The 20,157-nt window shown below is 71.6% G+C and carries 22 protein-coding genes, 2 tRNA genes and 1 other RNA gene; 11 read left to right on the forward strand and 14 right to left on the reverse strand.

Translation table 11 applies throughout. The features are described from left to right. Positions 1–222: 222 nt before the first annotated feature. A complete protein-coding gene (gene recR, locus HNR22_RS18120) occupies positions 223–816 on the reverse strand; it encodes a recombination mediator RecR (protein ID WP_179781356.1) in 594 nt (197 codons plus the stop codon). Between the two features lie 8 nt (positions 817–824). Continuing rightward, positions 825–1,133 (reverse strand): YbaB/EbfC family nucleoid-associated protein, encoded by a 309-nt coding sequence (locus HNR22_RS18125; protein WP_007466279.1) that lies wholly within the window; start codon positions 1,131–1,133, stop codon positions 825–827. A gap of 213 nt (positions 1,134–1,346) precedes the next feature. On the opposite strand from HNR22_RS18125, the gene HNR22_RS18130 reads away from it, so the two are divergent. After that, entirely contained in the window at positions 1,347–2,030 is a 684-nt protein-coding gene (locus HNR22_RS18130; protein ID WP_179781357.1) for a DUF998 domain-containing protein, read from the forward strand. 60 nt (positions 2,031–2,090) lie between these two features. Here HNR22_RS18130 and HNR22_RS18135 read toward each other — a convergent pair whose 3' ends face one another. Beyond that, positions 2,091–5,168: a DNA polymerase III subunit gamma and tau gene (locus tag HNR22_RS18135; protein ID WP_179781358.1), complete on the reverse strand. Its 3,078-nt coding sequence runs from the start codon at positions 5,166–5,168 to the stop codon at positions 2,091–2,093. Between the two features lie 178 nt (positions 5,169–5,346). Then, positions 5,347–5,436, reverse strand: an RNA gene (gene ffs, locus HNR22_RS18140) — signal recognition particle sRNA small type. A gap of 82 nt (positions 5,437–5,518) precedes the next feature. Between ffs and HNR22_RS18145 the strand changes: the two genes are divergently transcribed. Beyond that, a tRNA-Ser gene (locus HNR22_RS18145) sits at positions 5,519–5,603 on the forward strand. A 121-nt stretch (positions 5,604–5,724) separates the two neighbouring features. On the opposite strand, the gene HNR22_RS18150 is transcribed toward HNR22_RS18145, so the two are convergent. After that, positions 5,725–5,967: a flavin reductase gene (locus HNR22_RS18150; RefSeq protein WP_179781359.1), complete on the reverse strand. Its 243-nt coding sequence runs from the start codon at positions 5,965–5,967 to the stop codon at positions 5,725–5,727. Between the two features lie 352 nt (positions 5,968–6,319). On the opposite strand from HNR22_RS18150, the gene HNR22_RS18155 reads away from it, so the two are divergent. Together HNR22_RS18155 and HNR22_RS18160 are read left to right on the forward strand one after the other, a co-directional pair. Beyond that, entirely contained in the window at positions 6,320–6,973 is a 654-nt protein-coding gene (locus HNR22_RS18155) for a DUF5753 domain-containing protein (RefSeq protein ID WP_343060041.1), read from the forward strand. Continuing rightward, complete coding sequence (locus tag HNR22_RS18160; protein ID WP_179781360.1) at positions 6,964–7,155, forward strand: DUF397 domain-containing protein; 192 nt, start codon at positions 6,964–6,966, stop codon at positions 7,153–7,155. The genes HNR22_RS18155 and HNR22_RS18160 overlap by 10 nt, the downstream gene beginning before the upstream one ends. 58 nt (positions 7,156–7,213) lie before the next feature. Here HNR22_RS18160 and HNR22_RS18165 read toward each other — a convergent pair whose 3' ends face one another. After that, entirely contained in the window at positions 7,214–7,852 is a 639-nt protein-coding gene (locus HNR22_RS18165) for a DUF1349 domain-containing protein (RefSeq protein ID WP_179781361.1), read from the reverse strand. Between the two features lie 134 nt (positions 7,853–7,986). Here HNR22_RS18165 and HNR22_RS18170 point away from each other — a divergent pair, with 134 nt between their 5' ends. Together HNR22_RS18170 and HNR22_RS18175 are read left to right on the forward strand one after the other, a co-directional pair. Further along, complete coding sequence (locus HNR22_RS18170) at positions 7,987–8,541, forward strand: hypothetical protein (RefSeq protein ID WP_179781362.1); 555 nt, start codon at positions 7,987–7,989, stop codon at positions 8,539–8,541. Positions 8,542–8,633: 92 nt separating this feature from the next. Further along, positions 8,634–9,128, forward strand: coding sequence for a hypothetical protein (locus tag HNR22_RS18175; protein ID WP_172862127.1), 495 nt, complete (start codon positions 8,634–8,636; stop codon positions 9,126–9,128). 125 nt (positions 9,129–9,253) lie between these two features. On the opposite strand, the gene HNR22_RS18180 is transcribed toward HNR22_RS18175, so the two are convergent. Further along, entirely contained in the window at positions 9,254–9,886 is a 633-nt protein-coding gene (locus HNR22_RS18180; protein ID WP_099856814.1) for a TetR/AcrR family transcriptional regulator, read from the reverse strand. A gap of 130 nt (positions 9,887–10,016) precedes the next feature. Here HNR22_RS18180 and HNR22_RS18185 point away from each other — a divergent pair, with 130 nt between their 5' ends. Then, a complete protein-coding gene (locus tag HNR22_RS18185) occupies positions 10,017–10,766 on the forward strand; it encodes an SDR family oxidoreductase (protein ID WP_099849238.1) in 750 nt (249 codons plus the stop codon). 66 nt (positions 10,767–10,832) lie between these two features. On the opposite strand, the gene HNR22_RS18190 is transcribed toward HNR22_RS18185, so the two are convergent. After that, positions 10,833–11,987: an FG-GAP repeat domain-containing protein gene (locus HNR22_RS18190; protein WP_179781363.1), complete on the reverse strand. Its 1,155-nt coding sequence runs from the start codon at positions 11,985–11,987 to the stop codon at positions 10,833–10,835. A 193-nt stretch (positions 11,988–12,180) separates the two neighbouring features. Continuing rightward, positions 12,181–12,267, reverse strand: a tRNA-Ser gene (locus HNR22_RS18195). 75 nt (positions 12,268–12,342) lie between these two features. On the opposite strand from HNR22_RS18195, the gene deoD reads away from it, so the two are divergent. Beyond that, entirely contained in the window at positions 12,343–13,050 is a 708-nt protein-coding gene (deoD, locus tag HNR22_RS18200; protein WP_074315244.1) for a purine-nucleoside phosphorylase, read from the forward strand. 162 nt (positions 13,051–13,212) lie between these two features. On the opposite strand, the gene HNR22_RS18205 is transcribed toward deoD, so the two are convergent. The 4 genes from HNR22_RS18205 to HNR22_RS18220 form a co-directional block, all read right to left on the reverse strand. Continuing rightward, positions 13,213–13,659 (reverse strand): nucleoside deaminase, encoded by a 447-nt coding sequence (locus tag HNR22_RS18205; RefSeq protein ID WP_179783606.1) that lies wholly within the window; start codon positions 13,657–13,659, stop codon positions 13,213–13,215. A 145-nt stretch (positions 13,660–13,804) separates the two neighbouring features. Then, on the reverse strand, positions 13,805–14,332 hold the full coding sequence (locus tag HNR22_RS18210; protein WP_179781364.1) for a tRNA adenosine deaminase-associated protein: 528 nt from the start codon (positions 14,330–14,332) through the stop codon (positions 13,805–13,807). A 118-nt stretch (positions 14,333–14,450) separates the two neighbouring features. Beyond that, positions 14,451–14,618 carry a hypothetical protein gene (locus HNR22_RS18215; RefSeq protein WP_167454701.1) on the reverse strand — a complete coding sequence of 56 codons (168 nt, stop codon included), beginning with the start codon at positions 14,616–14,618 and terminating at the stop codon, positions 14,451–14,453. A 142-nt stretch (positions 14,619–14,760) separates the two neighbouring features. Continuing rightward, positions 14,761–15,153, reverse strand: coding sequence for a hypothetical protein (locus tag HNR22_RS18220; RefSeq protein WP_425488063.1), 393 nt, complete (start codon positions 15,151–15,153; stop codon positions 14,761–14,763). Between the two features lie 65 nt (positions 15,154–15,218). Between HNR22_RS18220 and HNR22_RS18225 the strand changes: the two genes are divergently transcribed. Both HNR22_RS18225 and HNR22_RS18230 read left to right on the forward strand, forming a co-directional pair. After that, complete coding sequence (locus tag HNR22_RS18225) at positions 15,219–15,980, forward strand: M23 family metallopeptidase (protein WP_179781365.1); 762 nt, start codon at positions 15,219–15,221, stop codon at positions 15,978–15,980. A gap of 29 nt (positions 15,981–16,009) precedes the next feature. Next, a complete protein-coding gene (locus tag HNR22_RS18230) occupies positions 16,010–17,080 on the forward strand; it encodes a PHP domain-containing protein (protein ID WP_179781366.1) in 1,071 nt (356 codons plus the stop codon). 236 nt (positions 17,081–17,316) lie between these two features. On the opposite strand, the gene HNR22_RS18235 is transcribed toward HNR22_RS18230, so the two are convergent. Then, positions 17,317–18,297: an EamA family transporter gene (locus HNR22_RS18235; protein ID WP_179781367.1), complete on the reverse strand. Its 981-nt coding sequence runs from the start codon at positions 18,295–18,297 to the stop codon at positions 17,317–17,319. A 130-nt stretch (positions 18,298–18,427) separates the two neighbouring features. Here HNR22_RS18235 and HNR22_RS18240 point away from each other — a divergent pair, with 130 nt between their 5' ends. Further along, on the forward strand, positions 18,428–20,098 hold the full coding sequence (locus tag HNR22_RS18240; RefSeq protein ID WP_179781368.1) for a DUF885 family protein: 1,671 nt from the start codon (positions 18,428–18,430) through the stop codon (positions 20,096–20,098). Positions 20,099–20,157 lie beyond the last annotated feature (59 nt).

Here is a 20,157-nt window from a genome sequence, read left to right on the forward strand (position 1 = left end):
GACCACACCGAGTTGTGGCTCGGTCCGTGTGCGGGAGGCTATGACATGTCACACGTGCAGCGGAACGGGCGTTAGGCAATCGCTATCAAGCCGACACCTTAGGCGAGGGTCTGACAGTCGACGGCACGGCGAATACATAGGGCGACACATCGATCCGTGTCGGGCCAGGCGCCGTAAGGGGGTGGCATCGTCATGGACGACACCACCCCCCGGGGGTACAAATCAGACGGCCCGGCGACCCTCGAAGGCCCGACCCAGGGTGATCTCGTCGGCGTACTCCAGGTCGCCGCCGACCGGCAGCCCACTGGCCAGCCGGGTCACCGCGATGCCCATCGGCTTCACCATCAGGGCCAGGTAGGTGGCGGTCGCCTCGCCCTCGGTGTTCGGATCCGTGGCCAGGATCAACTCCCGCACCCCGCCACCACCGAGCCGGATCAGCAGCTCCCGGATGCGCAGATTGTCCGGGCCGATCCCCTCCAGCGGATTGATCGCGCCGCCCAGCACGTGATAGCGACCGCGGAACTCACCGGTCCGCTCGATGGCCACCACGTCCTTGGGCTCCTCCACCACGCACAGCACCTCGTCGGTGCGGCGCGGGTCGCGGCAGATCCGGCACTGCTCGGACTCGGCCACGTTGTAGCAGGTCGTGCAGAACCGCACCAGCTCCTTGACCTTACGCAGCGCGCCGGCCAGCCGGTTGACGTCGGCAGGGTCCGCCGACAGGACGTGGAACGCGATCCGCTGAGCGCTCTTCGGGCCCACGCCCGGCAGCCGACCCAGCTCGTCGATCAGGTCCTGGATGGCACCTTCGTACATCTGCCGGCTCAGAAACCGGGCAGGCCGAGGCCGCCCATGCCACCGGCGACCGGGCCCATCTTGCGCTCGGTCAGCTCCCGGGCCGCCTCGGCGGCGTTGTGCACGGCCGCGACGACCAGGTCCTCCAGCGTCTCCACGTCATCCGGGTCGACGGCCTTCGGGTCGATCTTGATGGCCTTGAGCTCACCGGAGCCGGAGACGGTCGCGGTGACCAGCCCACCGCCGGCGGTGCCGGTCAGCTCGGCCTCGGCCAGCTCAGCCTGGGCGGCGGCGATCTGCTGCTGCATCTTCTGCGCCTGCTTCAGCATCTGCTGCATGTTCGGCTGTCCACCTGGGCGCACGGGATGGCTCCTTCTCGCACTCGTCTGCTCGGCCGCCGCCCAGCCTATCCGCTGGGACCGACTCCGCCCCGCTCGGAGGCGTCCGCCCACGCCGGGGCCGTCCACCCGCAACGGGTACGGCTACCACTACCCCGAACCGGGCATCTGCCGGTAGTGCGCCGGGACCCGTCGCGCTGGTGTGCTCGTGGCATGAATCTCAACCCCACCGGCCGGGTCGGCGCGCTGTGCTGGGCCGCTGCCGCACCGATCTTCCTCGTCGCCAGTCTGGTCACCGGCCTGCGGTGGCGCGAGCCGACCTACAGCTGGGCCCTGCACAACATCAGCGACCTCGGCAACGCCCATTGCGGCATCTGGGACACCACCAGACCCCGCTACGTCTGCTCACCCTGGCACCCGCTGATGAACGCCGCGATGCTGCTCACCGCCGTGCTGCTCGCCGCCGGGCTCCTGCTGACCTGGCGACTCCTCGGTCGTGGCGGCGTGGTGCGCTCGGCCCAGACGCTCCTGCTCCTGGCCACCGGCGGGTACGCCCTGGCGGCGCTCTACCCGGCCGACGTCGACGAGAACCTGCACGTCCTCGGCGCATTCCTGATCATGGGTCTGGGCAACGTCGGCCTGCTCCTCGCCGGCTTCGCGCCGAGCACCACGACGCTCGGCCGGTGGCGACCGCTCACCCTCACCGCCGGGCTCATCGCCCTGGTCGGGACGGTGTTGTTCTTCGCCCAGCAGGGCATCGGGATCGGGGTGGGTGGCATGGAACGGGTCGCCGTGCTCCCCTTTCCCCTCTGGGCCTGCTGCCTCGGCGTCCTGCTAGCCGAAAAGCAGAACCCCGCCCCCGATCGTGTCGATCATGGAGTTGTGGTGCCCGAATAGACGCACGCCGGGCGCTTTGTCACCCACCACAACTCCATGATCGACGCGCGGGGGCGGACCTTAGCGGGCGTCGACCTCGTTGATCTTTTCCGCTCCGAAGGTCTCCCGGAGCAGCCGTACCGCCTGCTCCTCGCTGGACTCCCGGGCGGTCTTCTCGTCGATGACCTCGTCCAACGGCTCGTCGCCCGGGTCGAACCCCTCGTAGACCGGGGTCGCCGGCGCCGCGCCGCCCGGCCGGCCACCGCGCGTCGGGCCGTCGAAGTCCGGGTCGTAGGGAGGCTCGCCGGCCCATTCGGCGTCCGCGACGGGCCGGGCTGCCGCTGAGGTACGCGCACCCCGCCCCGCCGCCGCCGCGCGAGCCGCGGCGATGGCGCTGCTCACCGGTGCGTTACCGGCTGTCGCCGGCTGCCGGGCCGCCGGTGTCGGGTTGTCCCGTCCACCCGGCTTACCGCCACCGGCCGATGCCCCGGCGCCACCCGCAACGCCTGGTCCACCGCCGTTCGCGGTGCCGCCGTTCGCGGTGCCGCCGCTCGCGCCCGACGATGCGGGGGCCGAGCCAGAGCCACCCGACGCGGCGTCCGCGCCTGACCCGTTGGCCGACGCGCCGCCGGGACGGGCGGCCTCCGGCCAGTCCTCGTCATCGGTCGCCGCTGCGGCGGAGGCACCGCCGCCGGGGCGCGCCGCCTCCGGCCAGTCGTCCTCGTCATCGGCCGCGCCGGGCTGCGCTGCGCCCGGCCCACCCGCGCCCTGACCGTCTGCGGCAGCGGGCTGGGCTCCACCCTGCCGACCCGCACCGTGGTCATCCGCAGCGGTGCGCGGTGCTGCGCCCTGCTGACCCGCACCGTGACCACCGGAGCCGCTCCCGTTCACGCCGACAGCGCCACGCGCACCCGGGCCGGTGGCGCCGGTCGCATTCGCCGCGCCGGACGGCGCATGAGTCGGCCCGGCAGCGACGGGCGAGGTCGGTGCGGCGGGCGGCACGCTCGTCGGGCTGGTAGCAATCGGTGCGACGGGCGGCGCGCTCGCCCGCCCCGAGACGGCGTTGAGGTCCGGCGCGGTGGCGGGGTCGGTTGCGGCGGGCGGCACGGTCGTCGGGCTGGTAGCGATGGGTGCGGCGGGCGGCACGCTCGTCGGGCTGGCGGCAGCAGTCGCGTTCGGCGGAGCAGGCTGCGCGGCGGGTCGGGCCGGAGCGGCCTGTTGTGAGCGCTGCGAGCCGGACATCGACACGCCACCGCGCTCGCCGGCCACCTCGCAGCGGATCTGCCAGCGCCCGCCCAACTCCTCGTAGAGCGCGTCGGTCAGCACAGCCGCGTGGTCGGCCATCATCTTGGCCAGCACTGTCGACTTCACCGTGAGCACCAGCATGTCGCCGTCGAGTTCGCGTACCACCGCGTCGCGCATCAGGGCCGCGATCCGCTTGTTGGTCCGGTTGACCTTGCCGACCACGTCGGGCCAGACGCGGCGGACCGCGACCGCGTCCAACGCGGCAGCCGGCGCACCCGGCCGGGGTGGCACGGGCGTGGCCGGGTCGGGGAGCACCGCCGACGGCGGCACCACGCGACGCTGGGCGGGCGAGCCGGTGCCCGGCCCGGTGGGCGGGACAGGTGCGCCCTGGTCAGCGGATGCCGGCCCGACGGTGGCACCGGGTGACGCCGGGATGGGCGAGTCGGCGGCCGAGGCCGGCACGCCCGACACTGGCGCGCCCGAGGTCGGGACGCCAGAAGCCGGTGCGTTCGACGCCGGAGCGGTCGGGATCCGGCCGGCCGAGGCCGGAGCGCTCGACGCCGCGGCGCTCAGGTCGGCGGCGTTCCGGGTCGGGGACGCCGCCGGGTCGACCTCCCACGGCGGTGCGGAGGTCGGGGCGTTGGTGGGTGCCGGGCCTGCGGCAGCCGGAACCGGTGGGGCCTGCTGTGGGCGTACCCCTGGGTGGGCTGCTGGCGCGGAGCCGGCGGCGGCCGACGGCGCGTCGGTGCCGCTCAGGGTGAGCCGACGTTCCATCCGTTCGAGCCGCTGGAGGAGGCCGCCGGTGGAGTCGTCCACGCCGGGCAGCAGCATCCGGGCGCAGATCAGCTCCAGCAGCAGGCGGGGCGCGGTGGTGCCGCGCATCTCCACCAGGCCGTCGTGCACGATGTCGGCGCAGCGGGAGAGCGTGGCCGGGCCGAGTTGCGACGCCTGGGCGGCCATCCGCTCGATCTGGTCGGCCGGGCCGTCGATCAGGCCCTTCGCGGCGGCGTCCGGTACCTGCTGGATCACGATGAGGTCGCGTAGCCGTTCCAGCAGGTCGGCGGCGAACCGGCGCGGGTCGTGCCCGGCCTCGGCGACCCGGTCGACGGTGGCGTACGCGGCGGCGCCGTCCCCGGCGGCCAGCGCGTCGCACATCTCGTCGATCAACGCGGCGTCGGTGACCCCGAGCAGCGCGGCGGCCCGCGCGTAGGTGACACCCTCCGGGCCTGCGCCGGCCATGAGCTGGTCGAGCACCGAGAGGCTGTCCCGGGCGCTGCCTCCACCGGCGCGGACCACCAGCGGGAAGACCGCCGGCTCGACGGCGACGCCCTCGGCCTGGGTGAGCTGCTCCAGGTACGGGCGGAGCACCTTCGGCGGGATCAGCCGGAATGGGTAGTGGTGGGTCCGCGAACGGATCGTGCCGAGGACCTTCTCCGGTTCGGTGGTGGCGAAGATGAACTTGACGTACTCCGGCGGCTCCTCGACCAGCTTGAGCAGGGCGTTGAAGCCCTGGGTCGAGACCATGTGCGCCTCGTCGATGACGTAGATCTTGAAGCGGCTGCTGGCCGGCGCGAAGAAGGCGCGCTCACGCAGCTCGCGGGCGTCGTCGACACCACCGTGGCTGGCCGCGTCGATCTCGATCACGTCGATCGAACCGGCACCGTCGGTGGCCAGCGAGCGGCAGGACTCACACTTGCCGCACGGCTCGGGAGTGGGGCCCTGCTCGCAGTTGAGCGAGCGGGCCAGGATCCGGGCGCTGGAGGTCTTGCCGCAGCCGCGCGGCCCGGAGAAGAGGTAGGCGTGGTTGAGCCGTCCGCTGCGCAGCGCCTGCGACAGCGGTTCGGTCACGTGCTCCTGACCGATGACCTCAGCGAAGGTACGCGGCCGGTACTTGCGGTAGAGCGCCAGCGTCACTCGTCCCGCCTCCTCTCGACCGAGCCATTCTGCGCCGGTCGGGCGCGGGTGACCACCCACCACCCCGGCGCCTGGGCCTTCGGGCGTGATCGACTCGGCTTCCTGGAAACCGCGGTGTCCGCGTGGCCGGGACAGCCGACATCACGGAAGTCGAGTGGATCAACCGGCCCACAGACAAAAAGGCCTCCCGTGCACCCGGCAGAGCTCGCTTATCCTTGCTGCCTTCCGGCCCTGGGGAGGTTCACGAGATACCGCCGCACGGGAGGTACCGCCCAGCCTACCCGACCGCCCGTCGATCTTCAGGGGGTGGTGGGGTGGCCCGGCCGACGGAGGCCTGTATCCTGGCTCGCGGAGGATTCGCCTAGAGGCCTAGGGCGCACGCTTGGAAAGCGTGTTGGGTTTACACCCTCACGAGTTCGAATCTCGTATCCTCCGCTCACCTGAGCAGCACCAACGACAGGGCCGGCCCCACGGGGACCGGCCCTGAGTCGTTCTGCGGGCGTCAGCCCACCACCTGGACGTTCTCCGGCCGGGAACCGCCCCGACCCGGCGCCCTTCAGGCGCGGGCGCGCGCCCAGGAGAGGAAGCGGCCGGTCAGCCGGCTTGGGTCAACCTCGCTGAGCTGCGCGCTCGCCTCGGCTTGGAGCGTCGCCAGGTAGACGGTCAGCGCCAGCCGGTCGTGCCGGTATTCGCCGAGCAGCCGCAGCTTCGCCGCCGAGCAGGGCCAGGCGATGCCGCACGCGGCACAGCGCCAGGTGGGTCGGGTCGGCAGGTGCTTCCGGTAGCGGCGGCGGGGCATGGGCAAGGCCTCCTTCGGCGAGCGCGGCGGTGTGGATAGCCGCGGCAAGCGGGCGCGGCTGGAGGGGTGCCGCCCCGCCTTCCCGTCGGGGCGGCACCCGGACTGACGCCGACCGCCGGGCTCCTGCGCCTCCACCGGCCTCGCCGTCTTCTGCGGATCACCCTCGCGCGCGTCACCGGACAGGTACACCGCGTAGCGATATGGTCCTCAGATATTCGAGACATCCGATGGAGGGGCCGTGAACGACGCGCTTCGGGTGGCGCTCAGCGACACCGGGCACACCACCGAATCCCTCGCCGAAACGGTCGGCGTCGACCCGAAGACCGTGGGGCGCTGATTGACCGAGGGGCGCATCCCGCACCCCCGGCACCGCCTGGCGGCAGCGGAGGCCCTCCACAAGGACGTGTCGGACATCTGGCCGGACACTTCAAGACGTCGTGACCCCATCTGGTTTCGTCCGTGGCAGGAGATCGAGCGCGAGGCGGTGTCACTGCGCTGGTTTGAGTCGACCGTGCTGCCGGGGTTGTTGCAGACCGAGGCGTACGCCAGGGCGGTGCTGAGCGGCGCGGGTCTGATCCCCCGGGGCGACATCGAGCGGCATCTCACGGTCCGGCTCGGCCGGCAGGGCGTCCTCAAGCGGGATGACCCGCCGCAGTTCACGGCGGTCGTCGACGAGGCGGTCATCCGTCGCCCGGTGGGCGGCGGATCGACAATGCGCGAGCAACTGTTGGCCGTCGTCGCGGCGTGCTCCGAACCGCACATCCGGGTGCACGTCGTGCCCAGCACGGTCGGCGCCTACGCCGGGTTGAACGGGCCGTTCGTGATCGCGCACAGCCACGACCACCGGGTCGCCGGCTACCTGGACAACCAACTCCAGGGACAAGTCGCTAGCGACCCCGAGGACATCGCGGCCATGATGGCGGCATGGGAGAACGTGCGCGGGGAGGCGCTGTCCCACTGGCAGTCGGTCGACCTGATGAGGGAAGTGGCGCAGACATGGAGCTGAACGGCGCACGGTGGCGTAAGAGCAGCCGCAGCAGCGGCAACGGCGGCGCATGTGTCGAGGTCGCCGACAATCTGCCCGGCGTCATCGGCGTACGGGATTCCAAGGACCCGACCGGCCCGGCGCTCACCTTCGCGCCGGCGACCTGGCGCGCGTTCGTGAGCCGGCTCGCCATGCGGCTCTGACCAGGGCGCGAATCCGTCGTACACATGTTCTATCCACAGGCTGTGGACAGGGCCTGCGTCAGGAGCCGTCGCGGAGGTCGGCGAGGCGTTCCGGCCGGAAGCTGATCTCATCGAAGGTCACGTTGCACCCGTCGCCGGTCGGCGACTGACCGGCGAAGCCGATCCGGTCGCGGGTCGTCTCGCCGTCGAAGCTGAACACGCGGATCAACTGCCAGGTCCTGCCGTCGACCGAGGCGTGGTACGCGTAGACCCGGCCGATTCGCGAGACGCGCAGCCACACCGACCGGTCGGCCACGACGAAGGCGTTCGCGTCGTCGGCGACACCACGGCAGATGACGGACACGATCATGGGCTCACCCTCGGGTGAGAACTCGAAGCACAACTTGCCCCAGCACCGCTCGTCACGCCAGAGCAGCAGCACCCCGGCGTCGAAGGTGGCGGCGAAGGCGACGCTGACCCGGGCGCTGAACTGGAAGTCAGCCTCCGGCGGCAGGTCACCGAGCAGCGTCGCCGCGTTGAGGACGGGCGCGGCGTTCTCGTCCCCGTCGACGCCGACTCCGCTCGGGTCGATGAAGATGTCCGTGCGCGGCTGCGCCGACACCGTCACGGTGCCGGTCGTCTCGTCCACCCGCCAGAGCCCCGCGGGTGAGGGCACGAGCGCGGACGGCATACCGGGGACGGTCAGTTGGTCAGCCATGACCAGGACCGTACAACGGGTCCCGGCAGGGAGTCTGTCGCCGCTGGGCGGGTACGGTCCGGGAATCGACGCCGGCTCGCCGGAAACCGTCGTACACATGTTCTATCCACAGGCTGTGGACGGCGGAGGGCTCGATGGCTTACCAGCTCAGCGCGGTGGTCGCGGACGCCGAGCTGCTCCGCGAGCACACCGCTGAGCTGGATCACGCGGTCCTCGGCGAGCTGCGCCAGGATTTCGGGTTGTTGCCGGTCACGCCCCAGTTGGTGGTGGAGCTGACCGGGTCGCTGCCGGATTTCACGACGGACGACCGCAGCGCCGAACACCCGTTCGGCTTGGTGCTGTCGCCGACGCTGACCGAGTCGCTGACCCGCTGGTCAGAGGCGGGGCCGGTGGCCTACCTGGAGGCGGAGTTCGGCGGTGGCACCGGCTACCAGTCGGCGGCGGTGTGGCTGGGCGGGACGCTGTCGTGGGGCCCAGGCTTCGACGACGTGTTGGACGCGCCGCGCGAGCAGTGGCCGATCAACGCGGCGCTGACCCGGCTCGGTGTCGAGCCCGGCGAGTGGATCGACCCGTTCGCCGAACTGGGGTTGCACCTGGAGCGCAACACCGAGGGTTGGCTCGCGCACGGGCGGCGTCGACTCAGCGCCGACTACTGGGATGAGCTGGTCGAACAGTGGGAAAATCAGTAATTCGGCGATCGCCAGCAACCTGAGCGCCCTCGTTCCGTTGGGGACTGGGGGATTCCATGAAATTGCGACAATTTGCTTTTATAGCCATGCTGATGACGGCTGCCTCGATCGCTGGCAGCGGCGTACCGCCAACCGGGTCGATCCCGCACGGCCGGCCCGCCGGCAGCGTGGAGATCATCGACCTGAACGGCCTGCGCAACATCGAGTTCGGTGACACCGAGGATGAGCTGACCCAGCGCGGCATCCTGCGTACCAGCCTGGACGCCTGCGGGCCGATGCTCGTCGGCCACGACACGGTCAGCCCGGTCTTCATGGACGACAGACTGGTGCTGCTCTGGGTCGGCGACCCGATGCGGACACCGGAGGGCATAACGGTGGGCTCGCCCGTCGACCAGGTCTGGGCCCGCTACCAGTTGGTGACCAGACTCGACGCTCCACAGGGGACGCACCGCCTCGACGGGTTGCTCGCCCGCAGCGGCGACCGCGCGTACCTGTTCCTGCACGACGGGCGCACGGTCCGAAAAACCATCGCGGGGTACGCGGACTGGGCCCGCCGCCTCTTCGACGAGGGCGTCGGCCCCTGCTGAGGCGAACCGCGCTGGCCTAGCGCTGACGGGCGGGCTGATCCGATGTGGATCGACCCGCCCGGCACGTCGGGTCGACGCTTCGGTGTCGGGAACACCCGGCGGGCTGTTCGCGGCTCGCTGAGCGCTCAGACCGTCCCGGTGGCCTGCTCGGGCAGCCGCGCCCCGGACGCCGCGGCGAAACCGGCGAGCGCGATCTCAGCGGCCTGTCGCAGGTCCTCACGGCTGACACCGGCGGCGGCATGCACCGCCTGCCCCTCGCTGACGATCATGACGAAGCGGGCGAGCGCGACCGGGTCGGCGTGAGCGGGTAGGTCGCCTTCGGCGACAGCGCGGGCGAACCGGTCGGCGAGAGCCCCTTCGCCGGCCAGGCGGCTGGCGGCAAGGAACCCGGCGACGGGCGCGTTCTCGCTGGAGCAGGCGGTGCCCCCCTGGATCGACAGGCACCCGGCCGGACGGTCGGGCCGGGTCACGGCGAGCACGTTCTCCCGCAGCAGGGTGGCGACCACCTCGTACGCGGTGGGTTGGGCGAACGCGCTCCGGGCGTACGCCATGTCCTTTTCGGCGTAGCGGGCCACGGCCTTGCGGAACAACTCCTCCTTGCCCCCGTAGGCGGCGTAGAGGCTGGGTTTGTTGATGCCCATCGCGGCGGTGAGGTCGCTCACCGACGCGCCCTCGTACCCCTGACGCCAGAACACCTCCACTGCGCGCTCCAGCGCCTCGTCGGCGTCGAAACCCCGTGGTCGCCCTCGCTGTGGCACGGCCACCACCTCCCTCGACCCATCCTACCCGCGGCCCAACCGATCGGTACAGAAATTTGCGGACGCCGCCGCTGGTTGCTGCGGTCGAATCCGTACCGCTCAGTACAGAATTCGTCAAAGGAGATCCATCGTGGGACAGCTCGACGGCAAGACCGCCCTCGTCACCGGGGGCACCACGGGCATCGGCCTGGCCGCCGCCCGCCGATTCGCCGCCGAAGGCGCCTACGTCTTCGTCACCGGCCGGCGCAAGGGCCCGCTGGACGAGGCCGTGGCCAGCATCGGCACCAACGCCACCGGTATCGCGAGTGACGTCGGCAACCTCGACGACCTGGACCGGGTGATGCGGGCGATCGAGGCCCGGGGCGCCGGGCTGGACGTGGTGTTCGCCAACGCCGGCGGCGGCGAGTTCCTCCCGCTCGACTCGATCACGGTCGAACACATCGCCAGCACCTTCGACACCAACATCTACGGCACCGTCTTCACCGTGCAGAAGGCCCTGCCCCTGCTCAACGAGGGTGCCTCGATCGTGCTGACCGGCTCGACGGCCGCCAGCAACGGCACCCCGGCGTTCAGCGTCTACGCCGCGTCCAAGGCCGCCATCCGCTCGTTCGGCCGCACCTGGGCCGCCGAGTTGGTCGGCCGGAACATTCGGGTCAACACCCTGGTCCCCGGCTCGACCGAGACCCCCGGGCTCGCGGGTCTGGCGCCCAGCCCCGAGGAGGCCCCCGGCCTGCTCCAGTCCATCGCCTCGGGCGTGCCCATGCGCCGGATGGCCCACCCGGACGAGATCGCCAACGCGGCGCTCTTCCTCGCCTCCGACCAGAGCAGCTTCATGACCGGCGGCGAGCTGTTCGTCGATGGCGGCGAGCAGCAGCTCTGAGCGAAACGCCCGGCCGATCCTCGCGGATCGACCGGGCGCTCGTCTACCGCCACCCCGGCTCGGCGCTCACACGGTCGGGAAGAACCAGAGGACATCGCTCAGGCCGCTGTCGTTCGACACGACGATGTCATCGCGCCCGTCCCCGGTGAAGTCGTCCACCACGGGCACGCCGGGCACGTTGGGCGTGGCCAGGGTGATCGGGGCCTGGAAGGTGCCGTCACCGTTGCCGAGCACCACCAGCACGCCGTAGTAGCCGCCGCCGAACGCGAGATCCGCCCGACCGTCCCCGTCGAAGTCGCCGCCGGTCGCGTTCCGCTCACCCTGTCCGAAGAAGTGGGTGCGCTCCTCGGCGAAGGTGCCATCGCCATTGCCCGCCAGATAGAGCGCGTCACCCCACTCGGCTCCCGGTACGAGCGCGTCGACCCGGCCGTCCGTGTCGAAGTCGGCAACCACGGCCGGGTTGCGCGCGGTCCACAGTTCCCTCCACACCCCCGGTGCAAATGTGCCGTTCCCGGCGTTCAGCCAGGTCACCACCCGGCCGTACACGCCGCCGGTCGCCACCAGGTCGACGTGACCGTCCCCATTGAGGTCGGCGCCGGTCAGCCCGTTGTTGGCGGTCGGCTCGGCCGCCAGAGTCGCACCGAGGGCGAACCGGCCCCGACCGTCGTTGCGCAGCACCTGGACCTGTTCCCGCCCGGCGAGGGTCAGCGCCAGGTCGACGTCCCGGTCACCGTCGAAGTCGGCCGCCACCAGGTTGCGGGGGATGCTGTTCACGGCCAGGTCGATCACCCGAGGCGCGTGGAACCGGCCGTCGCCCCGGCCGAGAGCGATCACCACCTGGTTGAGAGCGATGTCGACGACCGTGGCGACCAGGTCCCGCCGGCCGTCGCCGTTGACGTCGGCGAGCGCGACCGAGCGGGGCGCGCCGCCGAGGGCCACCACGCTCCTCGCGCGGAAGCCGGTCGCCCCCTGACCGAGCAGGGTCGAAACCCGGTCCGCGTCCGGGTGCGCGACCGCCAGGTCGGGCCGCCCGTCGCCGTTGAGATCACCGGTGGCCATGGCACCCGGCACGGCGCCGGTCGCCACGTCGACCGGTGGGCCGAAGCTGGCGGTCGCGGCGGTCGCGGCGGTCGCGGCGGTCGCGGCGGCCGCGGCGGCCGGGGTGACGGCCGTCAGCAACGCGACGACCAGGGCGGGCACCCCTAGGGTACGGATTCGCATGCGTGATCCTCCCGTGACGATGTACCCGGACCGGGTCCATCGCCCGCCCGGGCAGGGACGAGCCTCGCGCGCGGTGAGATAACGCCGGGTTAAGCCGGCACTAACTCGATCACCTCGCCCATTGACTGAGACCACTGGCGAAAGCGCCCGGCCGATCCTCGCGGATCGTCCGGGCGCTTTCGCACTTCACGAGCGGTGGCGGAGGGATTTGAACCCTCGGAGGGCGTTAACCCTCACACGCTTTCGAGGCGTGCTCCTTAGGCCGCTCGGACACGCCACCGCCGACGAGGGTACAGGACCGCTGGTTCCGACGCCGAACCGGTATCGCCCATGCCGGCCTGGCAGGATCTTTGCCATGAGTACGCACATCGGCGCGAAGCCGGGCGAGATCGCCGAGCGGGTCCTGATGCCGGGCGACCCCCTGCGGGCCAAGTGGATCGCGGAGACCTACCTCGAGGGCGCCACCTGCTACTCGACGGTCCGGGGCATGCTGGGTTTCACCGGCCGCTGGAACGGCGTCGAGGTTTCCGTCCAGGGCTCCGGCATGGGCATGCCGTCGGCCTCCATCTACGCACACGAACTGATCAACGAGTACGGCGTGAAGACGCTGATCCGCGTCGGCTCCTGTGGTGCCCTCAGCACCGACCTGCAACTGCGGGACGTGGTGGCGGCCATCGGGTCCTCCACCGACTCCAACATGAACCGGATGCGCTTCGACGGGCTGATCGACTACGCCCCGGTGGCCGACTTCGGGCTGCTGCGTACGTCGGTCGAGGTGGCTGAGCGGCGCGGCATCACGATGCACGTCGGGCCGATCCTGGCGGCGGACGCCTTCTACACCGACCGGCCGGACCTCTACGACACCCTCGCCGACTATGGCGTGCTGGCGGTGGAGATGGAGTCGGCGGCGCTCTACACGATCGCCGCCCGCTTCAAGGCCCGCGCGCTGACCGTGCTGACCGTCAGCGACCACATCAAGACCGGCGAGAAGACCACCTCTGAGGAGCGGGAGCAGACCTTCAGCCAGATGGTCGAGATCGCCCTCGACACGATCATCGCCTGACCCGTCCGGGCGGCGTCATCGCGGAGAGCGTGATGACTGTGTGGCATCAATATGCCTCACAGTCATCACGCTTTTCCGCATCAGGCCGGCCCGACCCCGCCGCGCCAACCCGCGCCACGTCACGCCGGTCGCCCTGCCGCCGGCCTGACCGGCGGCCCGGCCTCAGCGGAAGAACGCGCGCAGGACGGCGGCGGTCTCGGCCTCCAGCACCCCGCCGTAGACCTCGGGGCGGTGGTTGAGCCGGCGGTCGCGCAGCACGTCCCAGAGCGATCCGGCCGCGCCGGTCTTGGGCTCCCACGCGCCGAAGACGACGGTGGAGACCCGGGCCAGCACCAGCGCACCCGCGCACATGGTGCACGGTTCGAGGGTGACCACCAGGGTACAGCCGTCCAGCCGCCACCGGCCGACCTGCTCGGCACCTCGGCGCAGGGCCAGCACCTCGGCGTGTGCGGTGGGGTCGCCGGTCAACTCCCGCTCGTTGCGCCCGATGGCCAGCTCAGTCCCGTCCGGACCGTAGAGCACCGCGCCCACCGGCACGTCGTCCACGTCCGTGGCACCGGTGGCAGCGTCGCCAACGCCCGTGACGGCGACCTCCAGTGCGCGGCGCATCCACAGCTCGTGCCGCTGCCGTCGGCCGACTTCGCCCAGGTCGGCCAAGCCCTCGTGGGCGCCCGGGCCGGCGCGGCCCACCGCACCGGGGGTCGGCTGCCCAGGCCGGATCGACTCCAGCGACGGATCGGTGGCGTCGGCCGGCTCAGACCTCACGCAGCTCCTCGACCTCGTCGACGCAGCCGAGCACCTGGCAGATCTCGGCGGTGACGTCCGCCGGCATCATTCCCTCGTGCGTACACAGCGTCAGCAGCTTCTGCGCGGAGATGCCCAGGTTGGCCAGCAGGTCGGCATCGCCCACCGGGTCGGCCTCCGGGTCGACGACGGGTTGCTCACTCTCCTCGTCACCGCTGGTCACCGGGCGCGGCTCCTCGTCGCCGTCGAGCCCGGTGACCGAGGTCTTCAGGTCACCGACCAGCAGCGAACCAAGAGGGGACTCCTCGGCGAACGCGGAGTCCGAACCGAACACCCGTAGGTCGTCGCCCTCGTCGAGGCGCAGGACCACCAGATAGGCGTCATCTGCCTCGACGAACAGCAGCGACACGTCGGCCTCCTGGTCGACGTCACGCAGTCGGTCAGCGACCTCGTCGATGTCGGTGGCGCCACGCAGGCTGACCTCGGCGGCGGTCCAGCCACTGTCGTCGCGCACCACGGCCGCAGCGAAGTACGACACGGTCCCCCCAATAGCCCCTCGGCACAACGCCGACCCGTTACGCGTGCACGTTAGCCGGTCGGGTCGGCAGGCGACCGGTCAACGCCCCGAAGCGCCGGTCATTCCTGACAAAGTCGGATCAGCCGGCGACCCGACGGCGGGTGGCGATGAGCTGGCGCAGACGCTCGGTGCGCTGCCGCTGCGGGCGGCTGCGCTGACGGACCGCGCGGGCGCCCGCCAACTCGGCCAACAACTGAAGGCGGCGGCGGCTGCGATCCGGGTCCTGTCGCGGGGTGGTCCAGGCCATAGTGCCGAGCGTGCCGAGTCTCGGCGGCCACGTCAAGACGGCGTTCGCTACGCAGCCAACCGGGCACACGGCGCAGTCATGGACACTCGTTTCGGAGCCGTTTCGGCACTGTCACGGGAGCAGTCAGTGACGCAGTCGGCGGTCACCACAGCGGCCAGTCACCGCTGGTCCCCCAGCGGACCGCCAGCACGGCGGCGGCGATGCTCCAGCCTCCCGCCGTGACGATGGCGACCCCGGTGGCGACCCCTCGGTCGCCGTAGCGGACCAGCACCAGGGCGGTCAGCCACGCCAGCAGACCGGCCACTACCGTCCACCACGCGTAACTGGCCACATCGGTGCCGAGCAGACCGAACAACAGGAACCAACCGGCCGCCGCGCCGCCGCCAGCGGCGACACCACCGCCGGTGACCGGGTGCGGCTCGCGGTAGGTGGGCCGGGCCGGCGGGCCGGCGGGGAAAAGACCCGAGGGGGTACGCGCCGCCGGGCGGGCGAAGGCACCGGGATCCGAGCCAGGTTCGGGTCGGGCGATGGTCACCGTCGCTGCCCTCCCCTCACGCGCGTCGCTCGTGCCCACGGTACCGGTTCTGCCAGGATGACCGGATGCCGTCGCCGACGATCGGCCGCCGCGCGCGTCCGGCGTACCCGATCCTGCTGCTGCTCGTCCCGGTGCTGGCCGCCGGCTGCGCGACAACCCGGCCGGGGGTGCCGGCCGACGGCGCCGCGCCCACGCCGCCGGCGGTCTGGGCGACCGCCGAGCAGCCGGCGGCACCGTCGCCGCCGGCTGCCACCCCGACCCCGGCCTCGACACCGTCGTCCGCCGGGCCGTCGGCGACGGCACCGCGCACCGGGCTGCGGCATGTCTTTCCGGTACGCGCCGACAACGTCGACTACCACCCGACGCACGGGGCGTATCCGGCCACGGATCTCTTCGCCGACTGTGGTGAACCGTTCGTCGCGGTGACCGACGGGACGGTGCTGGAGGTGAGTCGGGTCGACCGCTACTCGAAGCGGGGGCCGCAGGGCCCGGAGAACGGTGGCCTGTCGGTCTCCCTCCTCGGCGACGACGGGGTGCGCTACTACGGCTCGCACCTGAGTGCCGTGTCCGGCGGGGTCGACGCCGGGGTGCGGGTCCGCGCCGGGCAGCAGCTCGGCAAGGTGGGGCGCACCGGCAACGCCAACAACGTGTGCCACGTGCACTTCGGCATCTCGCCCCCGTGCGCGGGCAAGGACGGTTGGTGGATTCGGCGCGGGGTGCTCTGGCCGGCCCGCTACCTGGATTCCTGGCGGCGCGGCGGCAATCGGGAGCCAGCCGCCGAGGTCACCGCGTGGCAGCGCAAACACGGCTGTCCGAAGGCTCCCTGACCGGGGCGGCACCGACTAGGTTCGGTGGGATGAAGGCCCGGGACCCCATCGCCGACCTGCGCCGGATCGCGTTCCTGTTGGAGCGTGCGAACGAGGCCACCTATCGGGTTCGGGCGTTCCGGTCGGCGGCAAAGGCGCTGGCCGGCCTGCCGGCGACCGAGGTGGCCGACCGGGCCGGCAACGGCACGCTCACCGAGCTGGCCGGGGTTGGTGACGTCACGGCCCGTTGTGTGGTGGAGTCGCTGGCCGGTGAGGAGCCGGTCTACCTGCGGCGGTTGGTGGCGACCGAGGGCAGCGACCTGGACGCCGAGGCGACGGCGCTACGCGCCGCCCTGCTGGGCGACTGCCACACCCATTCGGACTGGTCCGACGGCGGCTCGCCGATCGAGGAGATGGCGCTGGCCGCTGTGGAGTTGGGCCACGAGTACCTGGTGCTGACCGACCACTCGCCACGACTGACGGTGGCCCGGGGCCTCACCGCGGACCGGCTGCGCCGGCAACTCGACCACGTCGCGCAGGTCAACGCGGCGCTGCCCGAGGGTTTCCGGATCCTCACCGGGATCGAGGTGGACATCCTCGCGGACGGCTCACTCGACCAGGACGACGAGCTGCTGGCCCGGCTGGACGTGGTGGTCGGGTCGGTGCACAGCAACCTCAAGGACGAGCGGTCGAAGATGACCCGTCGCATGCTGACCGCGGTCGCCAACCCGCACCTGGACATCCTCGGCCATGTCACCGGCCGGATGGTGTCGTCCCGCCCGGCCGGAGTGACCGGCCCGGGCGACCGGGGTCACCGGGCCCGGACCCGGGCCGAGAGCGACTTCGACGCGGACGCGGTCTTCGCCGCCTGCGCGGAGCACGACACCGCCGTCGAGATCAACTCTCGGCCGGAGCGCCAGGATCCACCGAAGCGGCTGATCCGCCGCGCGCTGGAGGCCGGCTGCCGGTTCGCCATCAACACCGACGCGCACGCGCCCGGCCAGCTCGACTGGCAACGGTTCGGCTGCGAGCGGGCCGCCCTCTGCGGCGTCCCCGCCGACCGCGTGGTCAACACCTGGTCCGCGGAGCAACTCGTGGACTGGACCCACAACCGCGTCTGACCTCGACGGCCAGCCCGCCGCCTTCCGGCGGCCGCCGGTGGCCGGCCCGCCGGTGGCCGGCCCGCCGGTGGCCCAACCCCCTCCAGCCGCCGCTCCGGCCATGATCGACTCGGCTTTCATGAAATCGGGGTGTCCTGGCCAGATGGACACCCCGATTTCAATGAAGCCGAGTCGATCACCTACCGGCACTGCGGCGCGGCACGACGCGGCACGACGCGGCGCGACGCGGCGCGGCGTCAGCGACGGGCTGGCTCGGCGGCGGGTGCGGTGGGCGCACCGACCCCGACCACCGGCCGGAGCTGTCGGCGGCCGAAAACGCCCTGCGAGACCGCTACCCCGAGCAGCACGATCAACGCGCCGACCGGCTGGTGCCAGTTGAGGCGTTCGTCGAGCGCCACGGCGCCGATCAGCACCGCGAAGATCGGGATCAGGTACGTGACGGTGGAGGCGGTGCTCGCGCCAGCCACCCGGATGTTGCGCATGTTGATCACGAAAGCGAGCCCGGTGCCGAGCGCGCCGAGGGTCAACACGCTGGCCACCACACCCGCCGACAGCTCGGTGGGCAGCGGCGGCATCCCGGCGACGAACGGGGTGACGATGGCCAGTTGCCCGGCCGCGAGCAGCAGCTGCGCAGCGGACAGCGACAGGCCGGAGTGCGCGCTGCCGGCGACGAACCGCTTCTGGTACGGGATGGCGACGCCATAGCAGGCGGCCGCGCCGAAGCACATCAGCTGGCCGGTGAAGTGGGCCCCGCCGATGCCCTCCCAGACGCCGAGCACCACCAGCACACCGAGGAAGCCCAGCCCGAGCCCGACCGCACGGCGCGCGGTCAGCCGCTCGGTGCGGAAGACCAGGACCGCCAACGGCAGCACGATCAGTGGCGTGGTGGCGTTCCAGATGCCGGCCAGCATCGACTCGACCCGCTGCTCGCCGTAGCCGAAGAGGGTGAACGGCACGGCCACACCGAACGCGGCGACGACAGTCAGGTGTGCCCAGACCCGGGGCTCGCGGGGCAGCCGGTCGCGCAGCACGGCGAGGACGACGAGCAGGGTCAACGCGCCGGCGACGACCCGGTAGAGAGTGAGCTGGACCGGGTGCAGCTCGGCCACCCCGACCTTGATGAAGAGGAAGCTGGAGCCCCAGATCGCGGCGAGGGCGACGAAGCCTGGCAACCAGGAACGGATTGGCGCTTTGTCAGGAGTGGTATCGGCGTTCACCCCTGACACTCTGCCGCAGCCCCCCGACAAAGTCGCCTGCCTTTTCGGACGTCACAGCCCGTCGGAACCTGTGTTTGAACACGACAAACGTCATCGACACGGAGGCGGGGTGGTCACGTAGTGTCGCAGCGTGGGACGAATTGATGAACTAGCCAACCGATACGTGGCCGAGTGGGCGCCCCTGAGCCCCACCGGCGCGACCTTCGTCGGCATCGCCGGCCATGACGACCAGCTCGACGACCTCTCACCCGAGGGCTACCGAGCGCGTGCGGACCTCACCCGCCGGACTCTCGCCGACCTGGAGGTGACCGAGCCGGCAACCGAGTTGGAGCGGACCGCCAAGGAGGCCATGCAGGAGAGGCTAGGCCTGGACCTGGCCCGGTACGACGCCGGCGAGGTGACCAGCGAGGTCAGCGTCATCACCAGCGGGCTGCACGAGATCCGCATGGTCTTCGACCTGATGCCGACCGAGACCGCCGACGAGCAGGCCAACATCGCGGCCCGGCTCAACGGCTTCGCCGGCGCGCTGGAGGGCTACAAGACCACGCTGCGCGAAGCGCTCGCCGCCGGTCAGGTCAGCTCGAAGGTGCAGCTGGTCGAGGTGGCCAAGCAGTGCGACATCTGGGTCGACCCGACCGGGGACAACTTCTTCCACGGGCTGGTCGAGCGGCTGGACGCGGAGGGCTCGCTCGGCGCGGAGCTGCGTCGGGGGGCGGCGGCGGCGACCGCGGCGACCGCCGAGTTCGGCCAGTTCCTGCGTACCGAGGTGGCCCCGCACGGGCGGGACAAGCAGGCCGCTGGCCGGGAACGCTACGAGTTGGCTTCGCAGTACTTCCTCGGCGCCAAGGTCGACCTGGACGAGACGTACGCCTGGGGTTTCGCGGAGCTGGCCCGCCTGGAGGCGGAGATGCGGGTCGTCGCCGGGCGCATCGCCGGCTCCGGCGCCACCGTCGACGAGGCCGTGGCCCGGTTGGACGCCGACCCGGCCCGGACCATCCAGGGCAAGGAGGCGTTCCGGGACTGGATGCAGGAGCTCGCCGACAAGGCGATCGCCGAGCTGAACGGCACCCACTTCGACATCCCGGAGCAGGTCCGCCGCATCGAGTGCTGCCTCGCCCCGACCAGCGACGGCGCCATCTACTACACCGGCCCGAGTGAGGACTTCTCCCGCCCGGGCCGGATGTGGTGGGCGGTGCCCCAGGGCATCAGCGACTTCTCCACCTGGCGGGAGGTGACCACGGTCTTCCACGAGGGCGTGCCGGGTCACCACCTCCAGGTGGCGCAGACCGCCGTCCGGGCCGACCTGCTCAACCGCTGGCAGCGGCTGCTCTGCTGGGTCTCCGGGCACGGCGAGGGCTGGGCGCTGTACTCGGAGCGGCTGATGGACGAGTTGGGTTACCTGGAGGATCCGGGCGACAAGCTGGGCATGCTCGACGGTCAGGCGATGCGCGCGGCGCGGGTGATCGTGGACATCGGCATGCACCTGGAGCTGGAGATCCCGAAGGACAACCCGTTCGGTTTCCACCCGGGTGAGCGGTGGACGCCCGAGCTGGGCTGGGAGTTCATGCGGGCGCACTGCCGGGTGCCGGACGAGAACCTGCGCTTCGAGCTGAACCGCTACCTGGGTTGGCCGGGGCAGGCCCCGTCGTACAAGGTCGGTGAGCGGATCTGGCTCCAGGCCCGCGAGGACGCCAAGGCCCGCAAGGGCGCGGACTTCGACCTGCGCGAGTTCCACCGGCAGGCGTTGGACCTGGGCGCGCTGGGGCTCGACCCGCTGCGCCAGGCGCTGGCACGGCTCTGAGCCGCTGACGGCTCCGGGTGCTGGCGGTACGACGAGTTGCCAGCACCCGGAGCCATCGG

The organism is Micromonospora jinlongensis, from assembly GCF_013410645.1.
Taxonomy (GTDB): Bacteria; Actinomycetota; Actinomycetes; order Mycobacteriales; family Micromonosporaceae; genus Micromonospora; species Micromonospora zamorensis.

What these genes read in the sequence shown, in the direction of transcription:
- HNR22_RS18190 (WP_179781363.1), bottom strand. Translation starts at nt 11,987, where the DNA reads ATGCGAATCCGTACCCTAGGGGTGCCCGCCCTGGTCGTCGCGTTGCTG.
- HNR22_RS18125 (WP_007466279.1), bottom strand. Translation starts at nt 1,133, where the DNA reads ATGCAGCAGATGCTGAAGCAGGCGCAGAAGATGCAGCAGCAGATCGCC.
- HNR22_RS18165 (WP_179781361.1), bottom strand. Translation starts at nt 7,852, where the DNA reads ATGGCTGACCAACTGACCGTCCCCGGTATGCCGTCCGCGCTCGTGCCC.
- HNR22_RS18230 (WP_179781366.1), top strand. Translation starts at nt 16,010, where the DNA reads ATGAAGGCCCGGGACCCCATCGCCGACCTGCGCCGGATCGCGTTCCTG.
- HNR22_RS18150 (WP_179781359.1), bottom strand. Translation starts at nt 5,967, where the DNA reads ATGCCCCGCCGCCGCTACCGGAAGCACCTGCCGACCCGACCCACCTGG.
- deoD (WP_074315244.1), top strand. Translation starts at nt 12,343, where the DNA reads ATGAGTACGCACATCGGCGCGAAGCCGGGCGAGATCGCCGAGCGGGTC.
- HNR22_RS18170 (WP_179781362.1), top strand. Translation starts at nt 7,987, where the DNA reads ATGGCTTACCAGCTCAGCGCGGTGGTCGCGGACGCCGAGCTGCTCCGC.
- HNR22_RS18175 (WP_172862127.1), top strand. Translation starts at nt 8,634, where the DNA reads ATGACGGCTGCCTCGATCGCTGGCAGCGGCGTACCGCCAACCGGGTCG.
- recR (WP_179781356.1), bottom strand. Translation starts at nt 816, where the DNA reads ATGTACGAAGGTGCCATCCAGGACCTGATCGACGAGCTGGGTCGGCTG.
- HNR22_RS18130 (WP_179781357.1), top strand. Translation starts at nt 1,347, where the DNA reads ATGAATCTCAACCCCACCGGCCGGGTCGGCGCGCTGTGCTGGGCCGCT.
- HNR22_RS18160 (WP_179781360.1), top strand. Translation starts at nt 6,964, where the DNA reads ATGGAGCTGAACGGCGCACGGTGGCGTAAGAGCAGCCGCAGCAGCGGC.
- HNR22_RS18225 (WP_179781365.1), top strand. Translation starts at nt 15,219, where the DNA reads ATGCCGTCGCCGACGATCGGCCGCCGCGCGCGTCCGGCGTACCCGATC.
- HNR22_RS18205 (WP_179783606.1), bottom strand. Translation starts at nt 13,659, where the DNA reads ATGCGCCGCGCACTGGAGGTCGCCGTCACGGGCGTTGGCGACGCTGCC.
- HNR22_RS18215 (WP_167454701.1), bottom strand. Translation starts at nt 14,618, where the DNA reads ATGGCCTGGACCACCCCGCGACAGGACCCGGATCGCAGCCGCCGCCGC.